Source organism: Sphaerisporangium sp. NPDC049002 (assembly GCF_040649355.1).
Classification (GTDB): Bacteria; Actinomycetota; Actinomycetes; order Streptosporangiales; family Streptosporangiaceae; genus Sphaerisporangium.
In genome coordinates this window covers 1-16789 of record NZ_JBEZFH010000018.1, presented here as the reverse complement: position 1 = coordinate 16789, position 16789 = coordinate 1, and the positions used below count along the sequence as shown (strand labels likewise).

14 protein-coding genes are annotated in these 16789 nt (G+C 70.2%); 5 read left to right on the top strand and 9 right to left on the bottom strand.

All coding sequences use genetic code 11. The features are described from left to right. Positions 1-101 precede the first annotated feature (101 nt). From AB0B89_RS06630 to AB0B89_RS06620, 3 genes are all read right to left on the bottom strand, one after another. On the bottom strand, positions 102-1319 hold the full coding sequence (locus AB0B89_RS06630; RefSeq protein WP_358549127.1) for an NADP-dependent isocitrate dehydrogenase: 1218 nt from the start codon (positions 1317-1319) through the stop codon (positions 102-104). 102 nt (positions 1320-1421) lie between these two features. After that, positions 1422-1706 carry a DUF3017 domain-containing protein gene (locus tag AB0B89_RS06625; RefSeq protein ID WP_358549125.1) on the bottom strand — a complete coding sequence of 95 codons (285 nt, stop codon included), beginning with the start codon at positions 1704-1706 and terminating at the stop codon, positions 1422-1424. Beyond that, complete coding sequence (locus AB0B89_RS06620) at positions 1693-2814, bottom strand: citrate/2-methylcitrate synthase (protein WP_358549122.1); 1122 nt, start codon at positions 2812-2814, stop codon at positions 1693-1695. Before AB0B89_RS06620 ends, AB0B89_RS06625 begins: the two co-directional genes overlap by 14 nt. 182 nt (positions 2815-2996) lie before the next feature. Between AB0B89_RS06620 and AB0B89_RS06615 the strand changes: the two genes are divergently transcribed. Further along, positions 2997-3644: an FHA domain-containing protein gene (locus AB0B89_RS06615; protein ID WP_358549119.1), complete on the top strand. Its 648-nt coding sequence runs from the start codon at positions 2997-2999 to the stop codon at positions 3642-3644. Positions 3645-3789: 145 nt separating this feature from the next. After that, entirely contained in the window at positions 3790-4395 is a 606-nt protein-coding gene (locus AB0B89_RS06610; RefSeq protein WP_358549117.1) for a Uma2 family endonuclease, read from the top strand. A 20-nt stretch (positions 4396-4415) separates the two neighbouring features. On the opposite strand, the gene AB0B89_RS06605 is transcribed toward AB0B89_RS06610, so the two are convergent. Then, positions 4416-5273, bottom strand: a complete 858-nt coding sequence (locus AB0B89_RS06605; RefSeq protein WP_358549114.1) for a helix-turn-helix transcriptional regulator — start codon at positions 5271-5273, stop codon at positions 4416-4418. A 43-nt stretch (positions 5274-5316) separates the two neighbouring features. Next, on the bottom strand, positions 5317-5730 hold the full coding sequence (locus AB0B89_RS06600; RefSeq protein ID WP_358549111.1) for an ATP-binding protein: 414 nt from the start codon (positions 5728-5730) through the stop codon (positions 5317-5319). Between the two features lie 309 nt (positions 5731-6039). Between AB0B89_RS06600 and AB0B89_RS06595 the strand changes: the two genes are divergently transcribed. Next, positions 6040-8856, top strand: coding sequence for an AAA family ATPase (locus AB0B89_RS06595; protein ID WP_358549109.1), 2817 nt, complete (start codon positions 6040-6042; stop codon positions 8854-8856). A 137-nt stretch (positions 8857-8993) separates the two neighbouring features. Here AB0B89_RS06595 and AB0B89_RS06590 read toward each other — a convergent pair whose 3' ends face one another. From AB0B89_RS06590 to AB0B89_RS06575, 4 genes are all read right to left on the bottom strand, one after another. Then, on the bottom strand, positions 8994-11219 hold the full coding sequence (locus AB0B89_RS06590; protein ID WP_358549106.1) for a M4 family metallopeptidase: 2226 nt from the start codon (positions 11217-11219) through the stop codon (positions 8994-8996). Positions 11220-11670: 451 nt separating this feature from the next. Next, positions 11671-12720 carry an ABC transporter substrate-binding protein gene (locus AB0B89_RS06585; protein ID WP_358549104.1) on the bottom strand — a complete coding sequence of 350 codons (1050 nt, stop codon included), beginning with the start codon at positions 12718-12720 and terminating at the stop codon, positions 11671-11673. 15 nt (positions 12721-12735) lie between these two features. Continuing rightward, complete coding sequence (locus AB0B89_RS06580; RefSeq protein ID WP_358549101.1) at positions 12736-13605, bottom strand: ABC transporter permease; 870 nt, start codon at positions 13603-13605, stop codon at positions 12736-12738. Beyond that, positions 13595-14452 carry an ABC transporter ATP-binding protein gene (locus tag AB0B89_RS06575; RefSeq protein WP_358549098.1) on the bottom strand — a complete coding sequence of 286 codons (858 nt, stop codon included), beginning with the start codon at positions 14450-14452 and terminating at the stop codon, positions 13595-13597. The genes AB0B89_RS06580 and AB0B89_RS06575 overlap by 11 nt, the downstream gene beginning before the upstream one ends. A gap of 301 nt (positions 14453-14753) precedes the next feature. Between AB0B89_RS06575 and AB0B89_RS06570 the strand changes: the two genes are divergently transcribed. Further along, on the top strand, positions 14754-16358 hold the full coding sequence (locus tag AB0B89_RS06570; RefSeq protein ID WP_358549095.1) for a sensor histidine kinase: 1605 nt from the start codon (positions 14754-14756) through the stop codon (positions 16356-16358). Then, positions 16355-16738, top strand: coding sequence for a response regulator (locus AB0B89_RS06565; protein ID WP_358549092.1), 384 nt, complete (start codon positions 16355-16357; stop codon positions 16736-16738). The genes AB0B89_RS06570 and AB0B89_RS06565 overlap by 4 nt, the downstream gene beginning before the upstream one ends. Positions 16739-16789: the final 51 nt, after the last annotated feature.

Here is a 16789-nt window from a genome sequence, read left to right as displayed (position 1 = left end):
AACCGAGACCACGCCGTAACCTCCCATGTCGACCGCGCGCGCGAAGGGCCGCCCACCGGAATCCGGTGGACGGCCCCTTGATCACGGCCATCTGACCCTGGTCAGACGCCCATCTTCTTCTTGAGGTTCTCGTCCAGGGCCGCCAGGAAGTCCTGGGTGGTCAGCCACTTGGCGTCGCCGCCGACGATCAGGGCGAGGTCCTTGGTCATCTGGCCGCTCTCGACGGTCTCGATGCAGACCTTCTCCAGCGTCTCGGCGAACGCGGTCACCTCGGGCTGGTTGTCGAGCTTGCCGCGGTGGGCGAGGCCCCGCGTCCACGCGAAGATCGAGGCGATCGGGTTGGTGGAGGTGGGGTTGCCCTTCTGGTGCTCGCGGTAGTGGCGCGTGACCGTGCCGTGCGCGGCCTCGGCCTCGACCGTGCGGCCGTCGGGCGACATGAGCACCGAGGTCATCAGGCCGAGCGAGCCGAAGCCCTGAGCCACCGTGTCGGACTGCACGTCGCCGTCGTAGTTCTTGCACGCCCAGACGTAGCCGCCCTCCCACTTCATGGCCGCGGCGACCATGTCGTCGATGAGCCGGTGCTCGTAGGTGATGCCGGCGGCCTCGAAGTCGGCCTTGAACTCGCTCTCGAAGATCTCGGCGAAGATGTCCTTGAACCGGCCGTCGTAGGCCTTGAGGATGGTGTTCTTCGTCGACAGGTAGACCGGGTACTTGCGGGCGAGGCCGTACCGCATGGAGGCGCGGGCGAAGTCGCGGATCGACTCGTCGACGTTGTACATCGCCATGGCGACGCCGCTGCCGGGGAAGTCGTAGACGTCGATCTCGATGGGCTCCGAGCCGTCCTTCGGGGTGAAGGTCAGGGTCAGCGTGCCCTCGCCCGGCACCTTGATGTCGGTGGCGCGGTACTGGTCGCCGAAGGCGTGACGGCCGATCACGATGGGCTTGGTCCATCCCGGGACCAGCCTCGGCACGTTCGCCATGATGATCGGCTCACGGAAGACGACGCCGCCGAGGATGTTGCGGATCGTCCCGTTCGGGGACCGCCACATCTTCTTGAGGCCGAACTCCTCCACGCGGGCCTCGTCGGGGGTGATGGTGGCGCACTTCACACCGACGCCGTGCTCCTTGATGGCGTTGGCGGCGTCGATCGTCACCTGGTCGTCGGTCGCGTCACGGTGCTCGATCCCCAAGTCGTAGTACTTGAGGTCGACGTCGAGGTAGGGCAGGATCAGCTGGTCCTTGATGAACTTCCAGATGATCCGGGTCATCTCGTCGCCGTCGAGTTCGACGACGGGACCCGCTACCTTGATCTTGGGCATGCTTGGGGTTCCCCTTCTAGCAACTTCTTACGACTAGGCTGACCAAACGGTCGTTTTGCGAACGCAATGGCGGGGTGAGGCTACCGGACTGGGCATGGGGGTTTACTGCCTACCCATGAGCCATTGCATGGCGACGCTGAGGGCGACAACGGTCATGACGCCGCCGAGCAGTGCGTATGTGGCGGCGTCGGTACGCCTGCTACGCACGCCCAGCATGCTCTCCCGGTCGCCGGGCACCAGCAGTCGCAGCACGGCGCCGAAGAGCACCGAGCAGGCGACGACCAATGAGCCCGCCCACGCGGGCAGGCCCATCGCGATCGCGCCGAGGCCGACGGCCGCACCCGCCAGTATCAGCAGGTACGGCCCCCATGCCCTACCGTTCGTCAATCGGTGTCCACTTCTGGTCGCGCTCCCCGATGTACTCGCTGTCCGGACGGATCAGCCGGTTGTCGGCGTGCTGCTCGATCACGTGCGCGGTCCAGCCGGACATCCTGCTGACCGAGAAGACCGGGGTGAACAGGTCCGTCGGAATGCCGAGGTAGTGGTAGACCGTCGCGGCGTAGAAGTCGACGTTCGGGTACAGCCCCTTCTCCGCGAAGACGACCTCCTCCATCTCCTTCGACATCCGATAGTAGGTGTCGTCCCCGCTCGCCTCGGCCAACTCGCGCGACATCTTGCGCAGGTGAGTCGCGCGCGGGTCCTCGGTCTTGTAGACCCGGTGGCCGAATCCCATGATCTTCTCGCCGCCCGCGAGCTTGTCCCGTACGGCCTGTGCCACGCCGTCGGCGGGGATGCTCTCCAGGGTCCGCATGACCTGCTCGTTCGCGCCGCCGTGCAGCGGGCCCTTCAGGGTGCCGATCGCGGCCACGATCGCCGAGTGCATGTCCGACAGCGTCGCCGCGCAGACGCGGGCGGCGAAGGTCGAGGCGTTCATCGTGTGGTCGGCGTGGAGCACGAGGCACTCGTCGAAGAAGTCGACCTCGGTCTGTTCCGGCACCCGGCCCGTGATCTGCAGCAGGAAGTTCGCCGCGACGCTGAGGGACGGGTCGGCGTCGCGCGCGGTGCCGCCGGTGCGTGCGGCGTGGTAGCGCGCGACCAGGATGGGCTGCTGGGCCGTCAGTCGCGCGGCCTTGCGCCGGTTGGCGCCGGCCTCGTTGGAGTCCTTGTCCGCGTCCTCGGCGCCGGCCAGGGAGACCAGGCTCCGGAGCGCCTCCATGGGCCCCTGTTTCTCCGCGATCTCGGCGATGTTGGCTTCGACGAGCGCTCCGAGGGTACGACCTCGGACGAGTTCGGCTCCGTAGTCGGCCAGCTGCTGACGCGTGGGGAGCGTGCCATGCTGAAGCAGGTGCGCGGTCTCTTCGAAGCTCGTGCGGCCGGCTAGATCGTGGATGTCATAGCCGCGGTAGAAGAGGCGACCGGCTTTGCCGTCGATGTCGCTCAGCGCTGTAGACGCGGCGACGACATCGGCGAGGCCTTTGGTGGGGTTGTCCGCCATGTGTTATTTCCTCCGCTTATCTTCGTCCGAAGTCTACCTGTGAGCAGGTAAAACCGGCCGAGGAGGTCCAGACCAATTTCTGCAGTGATTCTCGTTATGGCAAAGGCGATTCCCCAACCCCTCGTTTGGGTAAGCCGGAGGTGTAGCGGAAGTAACGGCGGGCTACCTGGGGAGGAACTGCCGTGGAGGGGCCGTTCATACGCGTCGAGGACACCGGTGAGGTGGTCCCGTTGCGCCCCGAGATCACGACGATCGGCCGAGGCCGAGGCGTCGACGTCAGGCTGGCTGATCCGAGCGTGTCACGACTGCACGCCGAGTTCATCCGCCGTGGACCCTACCTGTATGTCGTTGACCTGGGCCTGTCCCGCAACGGCACACGGGTGAACGGCAGGCCGATCGCCCGGAGGGTGCTCGACGACGGCGACGTCGTCTCCTTCGGAGCGGCTCGCTGTCGGGTCGGCGGGGTGCCAAGGGAGGATTTCGCCCCGGAAGTCGAGTTGCGCCGCGCGGCGGCGCCCGAGCTGACCAGGCGAGAGGTCGACGTGCTGACCTCCCTGTGCCGGCCGGCGCTGTCCGACGAGGCGTTCGTGGCGCCCGCGACGGCGCGCGAGATAGCCGACGACCTGGTGGTGACGGAGGCGGCCGTCAAGCAGCACCTGCTGAGGCTCTACCAGAAGTTCCGCATCCCGGAGGGCATCAACCGGCGCACAAGGCTGGCCAACGAGGTCGTCGCCCTCGGCCTGGTCCGCCCCACCCCGGTGGTCCCCCCGCAGCGCACGTCGGGACCGGGAGAGTCACCACCCCAAGCGGCCAACCGCCGCGCATCGTAGGCTGCCACGTCTGGGCCACGCGAATCCGCGTGGCCCAGACGCTTGTGTGCCCGCACACCCTCGGGCGGTGGGGCCGGGGCGTTCCGTTCCAGGAGTAGGGGGCAAACTCACTGGAGAGACCGAGTGCAATTGCTAGCGTGAAGCCATGACAGTCGAGGTCCGGAGCCAAAAGATGACAGACCCGCAGCTTCCCGGCTGGATGGTCCCACCCCCGGAGGGTTTCACCGCGGCAGACCTCGATCACCTTCCGGATTTGCCCGCACACACAGAGTTGATAGATGGAAGCTTGGTCTTCGTGAGCCCCCAGAAAGACTTCCACTCTGTGATCATCGATCTGCTCGTCAACGCTCTGCGCCGGCTCACTCCGCGAGAGTTCCGGGTGCGCAGAGAGATGAGCGTCGTGCTCGGCCCTCGGCAGCGTCCCGAGCCTGATGTGGCGATCCTCCGAGCCGAAGCCCTCGTGGGACCTGACGCCACCGCGTACCAGGCGAGAGATGTGCTCCTCATAGTCGAGGTCGTCAGCCCTGATTCCGAGACGCGTGATCGGGAGCGCAAACCGCAGCTTTACGCCGCCGCGAAGATCGAGCACTTCTGGAGGGTCGAGCAGAACGGCGGTAAGGCGACCGTGTACGTCTACGAGCTCGACCCGGCCACCAAGGCCTACGCCCTCATGGGGATTCACCACGACAAGTTGCAGCTCAAGGTCCCGTTCGAGGTCGACATCGATCTGACGGAGATCGAGAGCCTCTGAGGCCGCGCGCAGGCGGCTCGTCAGGTGGGGATGTCCATGCGCTGGGTGCCGAGGACGCGCAGGAGCTGAAGGGCCTGTTCCGATGAGGTGCCGGGCTCGGCGGTGAAGATGACGACCTGCTGATCGCGGTCGGGCACCGCGATGATGTCGCAGTTCAGTGTGATCTTGCCGACCACCGGGTGGTGCATGGTCTTGAGCTTGTGGTGCTCGTCGTACACGTGGTGCGCGGCCCAGATCCGAGCGAACTCCTCGCTTCCGGCCACGAGTTCGTCGACGAGCGTCTGGATCTCCGTGGCGTCCGGATAGCGGGCGGACGCGGTGCGCAGATGATCGGCCGCGAACAGGCCGAACTGGTGCACGTCATGCTCCGAGGACATCCCGTAGTGCCGCCGCATCGGGTCAGGGTGCAGGAAGTGGCGCCGGATGAGGTTGCGGTCACGCGGAGCCAGCGCGGAGAAGTCCTCCATCAGCGCCGCGGCGAGGGCGTTCCACGCGATCACCTCGAACTTCGCGTCGAGCACGATCGCGGCCGAGTCCGGCATCCGGTTGATCATATTCAGGATGCTCGGCCCCACCTCGCCGGGCGGCCCTGTCCGCGGGCCCGGCGGTTCGCCCGCCAGGAAGTACAGATGGTCGCGCTCGGCGTCGGACAGCCGCAGGGCACGGTCGATGCCGGCCAGGACCCGCCGTGAGGGGCGCGGCCCGCGGCCCTGCTCCAGCCGGGTGTAGTACTGGGTGGAGATCAAGGCCAGGTTGGCGACCTCTTCCCGGCGTAACCCGGGCGTGCGGCGGCGCGGACCGGCCGGCAGCCCGACATCCGAGGGACGCAGCCGTTCGCGCCTGCTACGCAGGAAACCCGCCAGTTCGCGCTTGTCCACACCTCCATTGTGCTCTTGCGCGGCCGGGCGGCCAGGTAGGGGCTCAGACCGGGATGACGCCGGTGATCGTGGTGCCGCCACGGAGCGTGCTGTTGATGGTCAGCGTGCCGCCCACCTTGGCGAAGTTGGCCCGCATGGCGGCCTGCCCCCGCCCGTCCAACCGGTCCGGCCGGTGCGCCGCGTACCCGATGCCGTCGTCGCTGACCGTCATCCGCAGGCCGCCCGCGCCGAGCGTGATCGCGACCGAGACGTGCTCGGCGCGACTGTGCCGTTCGACGTTGGTCAGCGCCTCGACGACGGTCGCGTACACCGCGTCGGCGATATGCGCGGGCACGGCCTGACCGGGCAGCGCCCAGACCTCGGCGGCGATGCCGGACCGTTCCGCCCAGTCGTGAAGGTACTCCTCCACAGACGGGGCAAGGCCCTCACCCCTGCGAACGCGAACTTCCTCCGCCATCTCCCCGACTCCCCTGGTCCGCGCCGCCTGAGCCGCCGCACAATCGCACCTCGACCTTGTGAACCTAGACGCGGAAACCGGTGGAAAGATCACCCTGAATGGTGACGGGGGGTCCCCCGCCATGATGAGACGCCTGTCCCTAACCGCCCGAGGCGACGCCTGGAGCTCATCAGGGCTGGATGGCGGCCATCCGAGCCCGCACCTTGACCCCATCCGCAACATCGCTGTAACGCCCAAGGGTTGACCTTGGGCGGGGGTACGTGGATAACTGTGCCGGGGGGTCCCGCAATCCGTACCTTGGAGCTGTGGATGAGCATGGTGCCCTCGCCCGCACTTGTCGGACGTGCCCCTGAGCTGCGGGCTCTGATCGACGCGATGACCCGTCCACCGGCGATGGTCCTGGTGGAGGGCGAAGCGGGCATTGGAAAGACCCGGCTCGTCCGCGCCGCGCTCGGCCGCGTCCCGTCCGGCGACCGGGCCGTCCTGCTCGGCTACTGCCACCAGATCCGCGAGCCCTTCCCGTACGGCCCGGTGTTCGAGGCGCTGCGGGACATCAGGGGACGGCTTCCGGCGCCCCAGGCGCTGAACCCGGTCACCGGCGCGCTCCGCGGCTACCTTCCCGAGCTGGCCGACGCGCTGCCGCCCTCCCCGCAGCCGCTGGAGGATCCGCGCGCCGAACGGCACCGGGTGTTCCGCGCGATACGCGCCCTGCTGGCGGCCGTCGGGCCGGCCGTGCTCGTCATCGAGGACCTTCACTGGGCCGACGACGGCACCCGCGACCTGCTGCGCTTCCTGAGCGGCCAGCCGCCCGAAGGGCTCGCGATCGTGGCGACCTACCGGCGGGAGAACCTCGGCACGGCCCGGTCGCCCCTCGGTCTGGCCTACCGGCACCAGCCGGACACCACCACCGTGGTCGTGCCGTTGGCACCGCTGGACGTCTCCGACGTGGGAAGCCTGGCCGGCGCGCTGCTGGACCGATCCGATCTGTCCTCCGGTTTCGTCGCCCGGCTGCACGAGCGTACGGCCGGCATCCCTTTCGTGGTGGAGGAGGTGGTCCGGTCCCTGCCGGACGCGGAGGAGCCAGACGCGCTCGACCGCGCCGGGGTGCCCCTGCTGCTGCGCGAGGCGATGGCCGAGCGGATGGCCGGTCTGTCCTCGGCGGCGGTTGGCGCGGTCCAGGCGGCGGCGGTGCTGCGGCTCCCGGCGGGAGAGCAACTGATCACCGCCGTCGGCGGGCATTCCGCCGGGCTGGGCGAGGCGCTGCGCGCGGGCGTGCTGCACGAGCATCCAGGCGGCCGGTACGGCTTCCGCCACGCGCTGGCCCAGCAGGCCGTGTACGACGCCATCCCGGGGCCCGACCGCCGGTCGGCGCACGACCGGGCGAAGCGGGCGCTCGCGGCGGTGGACTCGCCGCCGCTGGTGCAACTGGCGTTCCACGCCCGGCAGGCCGGCGACACCGACGCCTGGCTGCGCCACGGCACCGCCGCCGCCCAGCGGGCCGCCTCGCTCGGGGACACCGCGCTGGCCGTCGAGGTGATCGAGGGCATGCTCGACGATCCCGACCTGCCGGCGCCCGACCGGGGCCCGCTCGCGCTGATGCTGAGCCGCTTCGCGGCGACCGGCCTGTCCCACCAGCGGGTGGTACGGCTCCTTCGCCACGTCTTACGCGACGACTTCCTGTCCCCCGACGCACGCGCCGAGGCCCGGCTCAACCTCGGTGTCGTGCTGTCCAACCAGGCGGGCGACACCGACTCCGGAAGGCCCGAGATCATGGCCGCACTCGCCGAGCTGAGCGACCGGCCGACGCTGGCCGCCCGGGGCTGGGCCAGCCTCGCGCTGCCGGGGTGGGGCACCGAGTCGCTGGCGCAGCACGAGGAGTGGATGGCCCGCGCCGAGGCCCTCGTCGCGACCGCCGACAACCCCGAGCTGGCGGCGGCCGTCCAGGCCAACCGGGCCTCGTTCGAGATGACGATCGGCTCTCCCGACGCCTTCGCCGTGGCGGCCAAGCTGCCGGTCGCCGACCCGCGCACGGGTGTGCGGCGGGAGGCCGCCCGTGCGTACGCCAACCTGCACGACTCGGCGACCAGCCTGGGTCTCTACGCGGCGGCCGAGAAGTTCGCCGAGGAAGGCCGGCAGCTCGCCGTGGAGAGCGGCGCGCAGTACCCCGCCTACCTCCTCGACGTCTCGACGATCCGCAGAGATTGGCTGACCGGCCGATGGGACGGGCTCCGCGACCGGGCGGCGTCCCTGGGAGAGCTGGCCACGGAGACGCCGCTGATCGCGGTGGACATCTGGCTCGTGCTGGGGATGCTCGCCCTGGCGACGGGCGAGTGGGACGAGGCCATCAAGCATTTCCACGGCGCGGGGCTGGACGCGCCGGACGCTCGCTATGTCCCGATCGTGACGGCCGCCGCCGGGGGGCTCATCGACCTGCACCTCGCGCGCGGCGCCCTGGACAGCGCGGTCACCGAGGCCGAGCATGCGGTCGCCCGGTTGCGCCGCAAGGGCGTGTGGGTGTGGGGGGCGTACCTGGTCCCGTCCGCCGTCACCGCGCTGGCCTGGGACGGGCGCCTGAAGGCGGCGGCCGACCTGGTGGCCGAGTACGCCGCCGGGATCGCGGGCCGCATCGCGCCCACCGCGCACGCCGCCCTGGACTTCGCCCGGGGCGCGCTCGCCGCCGCCGAGCGCCGGCACGCCGAGGCCGTCGGCTTCTACGCCCGCGCCCGCGAGGCGTACGCCGCGCTGCCCCAGCCGTACGCGGCGGCGCGGGCGGGCGAGGGAGAGGCCCGCGCGAGGCTCGCCCTCGGGGACGCCGGGGCGGCCGCGGGCTTCACGGAGCTGGCGGAGCGGTTCGGCCTGCTCGGCGCCACGCACGACGCCGCCCGGTGCAGGCGGGTGCTGCGGGACATCGGCGTGGAGTTCCAGCTCCCACGCGGCCGGAGGACGGACGCCGGCGCGCTGTCGCAGCGCGAGCGGGAGGTGGCCAGGCTGGTCGCGCTCGGCCGTACGAACCGGGAGATCGCCGACGTGCTGTTCCTGTCGACGCGGACGGTGGAGAGCCATGTCGCCACCGTGCTGCGCAAGCTCGGCGTACGGTCGCGGACCCAGGTCGCCCCGCCCGCGTGAGCCTGGCCCCGGCGGTCCCTCCCTCGCCGGCCCTCGGTGACGGTGTGAACGGGTGAAAGGACGCCTTCTGGGCGTCCCGGGCAACGGCGAACCCCCGGGACCAGGGGTGGGGTCCCGGGGGTTCGTACTGCCGTTGCTCAGACCGTGATGGTCCACGAGTCGAGGTAGCCGGTGTCCAAGGTGTACTGGTCGGTGACCTCAAGGGTCCACGTGCCCGCCGCCGTCTGGGTGACCGGGACCGAGTAGGCCCGGGTACCGAAGGACGTGCAGCTGATGCCGCCACTGGACTTGACCGTGTAGATGGTGCCGCTCGGGCCCTTCAGCCTGATCCGGAGGTCCTCGGCGCAGGTGTGGGAGATGGTCACACTGAGCTTGACCGGGGAGACGGCGTTACCGGTCGCGGTCGAGGTGATCGGGCTGTTGATCGTCGACAGGTCGTTGATCGTGTAGTCGGTGCCGTTGGTGAACGTGCGCCCGCCGGAGGTGCCCGACACGGTCAGCGTGTACGCCGCCGTGTGGGTGGCGCCCGAGCCCGTGCCCGTCACCGTGATCGTGTAGGTGCCGGAAGGCGTCGACGAGGTGGTGCTGATGGTGAGGGTGGAGGATCCGCCCGAGGTCACCGAGGTGGGGCTGAAGCTCGCGGTGGCTCCCGAGGGCAGCCCGGAGGCGCTGAAGGAGACCGTCTGCGCGCTACCCGCAGTGGTCGTCGTGCCGACCGTGGCGGTGGTCGCGGAGCCCGGCGCCACCGTGCCCGAGGTGGGGCTCAGCGACAGGGAGAAGTCGTTGCTGGAGGAGCTGCAGGATGCCTCGCCCGACTGCACCGGGACGCTGACCGCGTTCCAGGCCGCCTTGACCGCCGCGCACTCGGGGCTGCTGGCGCCGTAGAGCTCGACCGCCGCCGCGAGGGACGCCGTACGGACGTTGACGTACTTCCAGGTGGAGGTCTTCCGCTGGAGGGCGCCCATGTAGATCTTGCCGGCCTTCTGGATGGAGATGCCGGTCACCGAGGAGGGTCCGCCGGAGCAGATCGGGCTGCTCGGCTTGCCGCCGCCGGGCGCGGAGCCCTCGGCGAGCAGGTAGAACCAGTGGTTCAGCGGACCGGCCGCCGCGTGCACCTCGCTCGGGAGCGAGGCCGACCAGCAGTTGGGGTCGCCCTCGAGGGACGGGTTGTACATGTAGCGGATCGGGCCCTGGCCGACGAGGTTGACCTCCTCGCCCACCTCGTAGTCCGGCGGGTCGTTCGGGTTGTTGGCGTAGGCCTCGGTCAGCGACCCGAAGATGTCGCCGGTGGCCTCGTTGATGCCGCCGTTCTCGGTGCCGCTGCCGGCGCCGCCCGGGGTGGTCTGGAAGATGGCGTGACCGAACTCGTGGGCCACCACGTCGATCGGCGTGGCCTGGCGGGCGTTGTCCTGCGAGTGCCCGAAGTTGGTGTAGCTGCCGTTCCAGTACGCGTTCACGTCCGCCAGCCCCACGCGGATCGGGAAGCCGCCGCCGCTGCCGTTGATGCCGCTGCGCAGGAGCCAGGAGCCCAGCATGTCCCACTCGCGCTGGACGCTGTAGAGGGCGTCCACGCAGGCGGTCTCCAGGTTCGTCCCGCTGCCGTTGCCCCAGGCGTCGTCGGTGCCGGTGTAGGCCGTTCCGCCCTGGCCGCCACAGCGAATGCCGCTGCGGGTGGTGTCGGTCATCGAGTACGAGGTGCCGGAGCCGCTCGTGTTGATGGTGACCGCGCCGTAGTAGTAGCCGTTGCCGGTGCCCGCCCGGACGTCGTCGTAGGAATCGGCGATCTCACCGGTGGTCGCGTCGACGAATACGTGCTGGATGCTCGGCTTGCCGGCCGAGATGCCGGACACCTTCGCTTCCCACGCGAGGCGCGGCTTGCTGCCCCAGGTCAGGACCACCAGGCGCGGGGCGACGCTGTCGTCGGCCCGGTCGAGCTTGGTCTTGGCCGTCTCGGTGGCGGTCTCGGCGCTCACCGTCGGCGTGGTCGGCACGCCCTGGGTGGTGGCCGCGGCGGCCGCCGCGGTGTCGCGCACGCGCCCATTGGCGTCGGTGACCACGACCGCGTCGCCGCCCACCACGGGCAGGCCCTTGTAGGAGCGCTCGTAGGTCACGTAGTACATGCCGGTGCTCGGGGTCACGGCGATGCGCTTGTAGGTCTCGTTGGGGCTCACACGCAGCTTGTCCAGGCCGCTCGCGACGGCCTGGTCGGCGGCGGCGGCGGCGCGCTGCGACGGGTCGGCGGCGAGGGACTGTACCTTGCCGTCGCTCCCGGGGGGTGGCTTGGCCGCGGCGGAGGTGGCGGGGACCACCACGCCGGCGATGGCCAGGGCAGCGGTCGCTGCGAGTAGTGCTTTGCGCCTCATGGGCGGCTTTTCCTTTCTCTGCCTCCCACGCCGCAGCGCGCGTTTTTCGCGGGCAGCGGCGGTCGCGCCGACGGGAGTCGCCCGGCAGCGGACACCGTGGGATAAGGGGGGTGATGAGAGAAACGAATGATTCTTCTCACCGGTGTGGCGCCGAGATGGGGCTGCCACGTCATCGGCGGAGATGTCGCCTGTCGCGGGGAAGCGACGGCTATGGCGGGAGGTCGGGAGAGGTCACTTCGCGGCGCTCCTTTGTGTGCGGACCGGACGAACCGGTCTGACGTGACGCTAGGTCCGCAGTCAGGTGTTGAACATCCGTAGTGACATCCGTATATGTACGTAAAAATGACGATGAATCCGTACTCGTCCCACTGGGATGGGCCGGCCGGCGCGGGAAACACGATGGAGCCGGCGCTCCACGCGCCGGCTCCATCCGCCCTGGAGAAGCGGTGACTCAGCCGGTCTTGGCGGCCTTGACGAACTCGGTGGTGTAGGTCTTGGACAGGTCGATGGTGTCCTTCTTGCCCTTCACGTTCGGCGAGAAGGAGGCGAGCACCTCCAGCACGTTCTTGGCGCCCTCCTCGTCCATGACGCCGTCGGGTCGGAAGATGCTCTTGGTGTCGTTGATCGCCTTGGTGTAGAGCGCGGGGTCTCCCCCGGCGTACTCCTTCGGCATCTTGGCGGCGATGTCCTCCGCGGAGTGCTCGTTGATGTACTTCAGGGTCTTCACGAAGGCGTTGGCGAGCTTCTGCACGGTCTCCTTGTTGCTCTGGACCCAGGCGCAGTCCATGTACAGCGAACTGGCCGGGTACAGGCCCCCGAGGGCCGCCCTCGTACCCTCCTCCGTGCGCATGTCGATGATGACCTTGCCCTTGCCCGACGAGGTGAGCTGGGCTGCGGTGGGGTCGGTCGTCATGCCCGCGTCGATGCCGCCGTTCTCGATGGCGGCGATGAAGGTCGGGCCCGCACCCGCCTTGACCCGGGTGATGTCCTCGGTCGCCAGCCCGCTCTTCACAGCCAGCGCCTGCGTCAGGAAGTCGGTGGACGAGCCGGGGCTCGTGATGCCGAGCCGCTTGCCCTTGAAGTCCTTCGGGGTTTTGATCTTGTCCGCCTGGGCGGTGGAGACGACCTCGACCTCTCCGGGGACGTCGGCGAACTGCACGACGCTCTGGATGCACTTGCCCTTGGTCTGCAGGTCGATGGTGTGGTCGTAGAACCCGACGACACCCTGGACGTCGCCGCTGATCAGGACGTTCTCGGCCTGCGCGCCCGACGGCTCGGTCAGCAGCTGGACGTCGACGCCCTCCTGCTTGAAGTAGCCGAGCTGCTCGGTCAGCTTGGGCGGCAGGTAGATGACCTTGTCGATGCCGCCGATCATGATCTTGACCTGGGGGGCGCCCCCGTCGGTGGTCGTGGCCGTACGGGAGTCGCGGCAGCCGGTGGCGGCGACGGCCACCGCCAGGCCGACGGCGGCGGTGACGACGAGGCGGGAGGTGGCTTTCATCGGGAAGTGCTCCGATCAGATCTGCGCGGTGGCGGTGGAGGGCGGACGCCAGGCGAGAAGCCGGCGTTCGAGGAGGGTGAGCAGCCACTCGGCGAGCAGGGCCATGACCGTGATGATGATCATCCCGGCGTAGATGCCTGCCGAGTCGAAGGTGCCCTGGGCATGGTTGATCAGCAGGCCGAGGCCCTTGTCCGCACCGGTATACTCGCCGACGATCGCGCCGATCAGCGCGAACCCGAAGGCGACGTGCAGGCTGGCGAGGATCCACGAGGTCGCGCTCGGCAGGACGATCGTGGTGAGGATCTGCCGGGGACCGGCGCCGAGGATGCGGGCGTTGTCGATGAGGGTCTTGTCCACCTCGCGCGCGCCCTGGAAGGCGTTGAAGAAGACGGCGAAGAAGACGAGGACCACGGCCGTGGCGACCTTGGAGGACATGCCCAGGCCGAACCAGATCACGAACAGCGACGCGAGCACGATGCGCGGGATCGCGTTCGCGGCCTTGATGAACGGCGCGCAGACCTCGGCCAGGAAGCGGCCCCGGCCGAGCAGGACGCCGAGCACCACCCCGGCCAGCGAGCCGATCACGAATCCGATGACCGCCTCCTGCAGGGTGACGAACATCTGCTCCCAGATCGACCCGAAGGCGGTGCCGGTGGTGAACCAGTCGACGATCCGGCCCCAGATGGCGCTCGGCTTGGAGTAGTAGAACGGGTCGAGGAAGGTGCTGGCCGACAGCTCCCAGCTGCCCAGCCACAGCACGATCAGGAGCACCCTCGTCGCGGTGATCTTGGGGGCGCGCAGCCGGCCGGGGCGCCGTACCGGGGCCCGCTCCTCGGCGAGAGCGGCGGACGGGGCGGCGACGGGGGTCTGGACGTCAGGCGACACGGCCGGCTCCTCGGGTACGGGTGATCTCGACCTCTTCGCGCAGCGAGTCCCACACCTCGCGGTAGACGGCGAGGAACGACTCCTCCAGCCGGATCTCCTCGACCCGGCGCGGGCGTTCGAGGTCGACGGGGATGATGTTCTTGGTCGTGGCCGGGGCCGCGGTCATGACGACGACCGTGTCCGCCAGGGCGATCGCCTCGGTCAGGTCGTGGGTGACGAAGACCACGGCGGCTCCCGTACCGGACCACAGGTCGAGCAGCAGGTCCTGCATGTGCTCGCGGGTCTGCACGTCGAGCGCGCTGAACGGCTCGTCCATGAGCAGGATCGACGGCTCGTTGATCAGCGTCTGGGCCAGGGCGACGCGCTTGCGCATGCCGCCGGAGAGCTGGTGGGGGTAGTACCGCTCGAAGCCCGAGAGCCCGACCTTGGCCACCCACTCCCTGGCCTGCTCGCGCGCCTGTTTCTTGGCCACGCCCCGGTAGCGGGGACCGGCGGCGACGTTGTCCAGCACGGACCGCCACGGGAGGACGGCGTCCTGCTGGAACATGTAGCCGAGCCCGTCGGGGATGCCGGTCACCGGCCTGCCCTGGACGAGCACCTCGCCCCCGCTGGCGGGCGCGAGGCCCGAGATCATCGAGAGGCTGGTGGACTTCCCGCAGCCGGTGGGCCCGACGACGCTCACGAACTCGCCGCCGCCCACGGTCAGGGTCATGTCCCGTGCGGCGGTGTAGTCGCGGCCGTCGCGGGTCGGGAAGCGCTTGGTGACGCCCCGCAGTTCGATGGCGGGGTTGGACGCCGGCCTCGCGGCCGTGGTGGCGGCCTCCGCTGAGGGGCCCGGGCTGGTCATGGCGTTCGACTCCTTCCGGATTCGCGTAGGTGGTCAGATCGGTGATCGAGCGCCCGAGCGGCAACCGGCTCAGAACTGGACGCGGTGACGGACGCCGCCGTAACGAGCGGGGTCCATCGCGTGACATACCTCGGAAACATCGGCCTGATAGTCAGTAGGGGGTAGGGCGTTCCACGGACCGTAGGGCGGTGTGACGGATCTCACTAGGCTTGTGCCAGTTGAATGAGCAATGCGCGTAAGTTGCGTTTTGCGCATTTAGCTCATGCGGTCATACGCCACGCGCGCGGGTATCGTGCTTGCCATGTCCTGGCCCGGTGAGAGGCCCCGTCTGCGCTTCGCGACACAGGCCCTGCTCGTCCAGGTCGCCGTGCTTCTGCTGATCCTCGGAAGCGGCTTCGCGCTGGTGGCCTACCTTCTCCACGCGGAGCTGGAGAAGCAGTACGAGCAGCGGGCACTCGCCGTCGCGCGCTCGGTGGCGGCCGACGACCAGATCGTCCAGGAGGTCGCCGCCCACGACCGCTCGGGCGACGTGCAGCGGCGCGCTGAGGCCGCGCGGCTCCGCACGGGCGTGCTCTTCGTGGTCGTCGCCGACGACCACGGCATCCGCTACTCCCACCCCGACACCAGCCGCCTCGGGCAGCGGGTCAGCACCGAGCCCGAGGCCCTGAGCGGGCACGAGATCGTCACCTTCGAGCGCGGCACGCTGGGCCTGTCGGCCCGGGGCAAGGTCCCCCTGCTGAGCGCCACGGGCCGCGTGATCGGCCAGGTCAGCGTCGGCATCGCGGCGGGCGAGGTGTCCCGGCGCATCGGCGACCTGATGCGCCCCGCCGCCGGGTTCACCGGACTGGCCCTGGCGCTCGGCGTCGTGGCCGCCGCCGGGCTCGCCCGCCGCCTCAAGCGCCAGACCCTCGGGCTGGAGCCGACCGACCTCGCCGACCTGCTCCGCGAGCGCGAGGCCGTGCTGCACGGCATCGACGAGGGCGTGCTCGCCGCCGACCCCACCGGGCGCATCACCATCTGCAACGACGCGGCGGCCCGCCTCATCGGCGGACGGCCAGTGCCGGGCTCCCTGGTCGCGGACGCGGGGCTGCCGCCCGGCCTGCGCACCCTGCTGGCGGGGCGCACCAGCGCGCGGGGCGTGCTGGTGGCCACCGAGGACCGCATGCTCGTCGTCACGGCCGCGCCCGTACGCCGCAGCGACCGTGACCTCGGCCACGTGCTGACCATGCGCGACCGCACCGACCTGGACGCGATGGCCCGCGAGCTGGATGTCGTGCGGGCGCTTTCCGACGCCCTGCGGGCCCAGGCCCACGAGTACACCAACCGCCTGCACACCGTGTCGGGCCTGCTCAGCCTGGGTCACCGCGACGAGGCGATCGCCTACCTGCGGGAGCTGGCCGAAGACCCTCTGGCCACCGAGTACGGCGACGCCGGGCGGCTGCGCGACCCCTACATCCGGGGGCTGCTCGCCGCCAAGACGGCCGTCGCCTCCGAGTGCGGGGTCGACCTGCGCCTGAGCGCCGACTCGTTCGTCCCCGCCCGGCTCAGGGCACCGCTGGACGTCGTCACGATCCTCGGCAACCTGGTCGACAACGCCACGGCCGCCGCCCAGGCCGGCTCGCGGCGTCCCGCCTGGGTGGAGGTGTCCCTGCTCGCCGAGGCCGACATCCTCCACATGGTCGTGGTCGACAGCGGCGACGGCGTGCCGCCGGAGGCCGTCGACCGGCTGTTCGACCAGGACTTCACCACCGCCGCCGACGACGCCCGGCCGCACGGCGTCGGCCTCGCGCTCGCCCGGCGGCTGACGCGCCGGCACTGCGGCGAGCTGTCCCTCACCCGCGCCTCGGGCGCCGACTGCGGGGCCGTCTTCGTGACCCGGCTCCCCGGCGCCGTCGATCCGCCATGATCCGCGTGCTGGTCGTCGACGACGACTTCCGGGTGGCGGACCTGCACGCGCGCTACGTGAGCCGGGTGCCGGGGTTCGAGGTCGCAGGCGTCGCCTGCACGGCCGCCGAGGCCGTCGAGCTGGCCGCGCGCCTGCGCCCCCATCTGGCGCTCCTCGACCAGTACCTCCCGGACGACTCGGGAACGTCCATCGCCCCGCGCCTCGGATGCGACGTCATCATGCTGACCGCCGCCGCCGAACGGGCGGTCGTACGAGAGGCGCTCCGCCGGGGGGTCGTGAACTACCTGGTCAAGCCGTTCTCCGAGGCCGACCTGGCCGAGCGGCTGCGCGCGTACGCGCGGTTCCACGGGCAGCTCGGCGGCGACCACGCCCTCGCGTAGTTGCCCATCGAGGCGTAGACCTGGTCGGGGGCGTCCGGCAGGCCGATGGCG

What these genes read in the sequence shown, in the direction of transcription:
- AB0B89_RS06630 (WP_358549127.1), bottom strand. Translation starts at nt 1,319, where the DNA reads ATGCCCAAGATCAAGGTAGCGGGTCCCGTCGTCGAACTCGACGGCGAC.
- AB0B89_RS06620 (WP_358549122.1), bottom strand. Translation starts at nt 2,814, where the DNA reads ATGGCGGACAACCCCACCAAAGGCCTCGCCGATGTCGTCGCCGCGTCT.
- AB0B89_RS06610 (WP_358549117.1), top strand. Translation starts at nt 3,790, where the DNA reads ATGACAGTCGAGGTCCGGAGCCAAAAGATGACAGACCCGCAGCTTCCC.
- AB0B89_RS06600 (WP_358549111.1), bottom strand. Translation starts at nt 5,730, where the DNA reads ATGGCGGAGGAAGTTCGCGTTCGCAGGGGTGAGGGCCTTGCCCCGTCT.
- AB0B89_RS06595 (WP_358549109.1), top strand. Translation starts at nt 6,040, where the DNA reads ATGAGCATGGTGCCCTCGCCCGCACTTGTCGGACGTGCCCCTGAGCTG.
- AB0B89_RS06590 (WP_358549106.1), bottom strand. Translation starts at nt 11,219, where the DNA reads ATGAGGCGCAAAGCACTACTCGCAGCGACCGCTGCCCTGGCCATCGCC.
- AB0B89_RS06585 (WP_358549104.1), bottom strand. Translation starts at nt 12,720, where the DNA reads ATGAAAGCCACCTCCCGCCTCGTCGTCACCGCCGCCGTCGGCCTGGCG.
- AB0B89_RS06575 (WP_358549098.1), bottom strand. Translation starts at nt 14,452, where the DNA reads ATGACCAGCCCGGGCCCCTCAGCGGAGGCCGCCACCACGGCCGCGAGG.
- AB0B89_RS06570 (WP_358549095.1), top strand. Translation starts at nt 14,754, where the DNA reads ATGTCCTGGCCCGGTGAGAGGCCCCGTCTGCGCTTCGCGACACAGGCC.
- AB0B89_RS06565 (WP_358549092.1), top strand. Translation starts at nt 16,355, where the DNA reads ATGATCCGCGTGCTGGTCGTCGACGACGACTTCCGGGTGGCGGACCTG.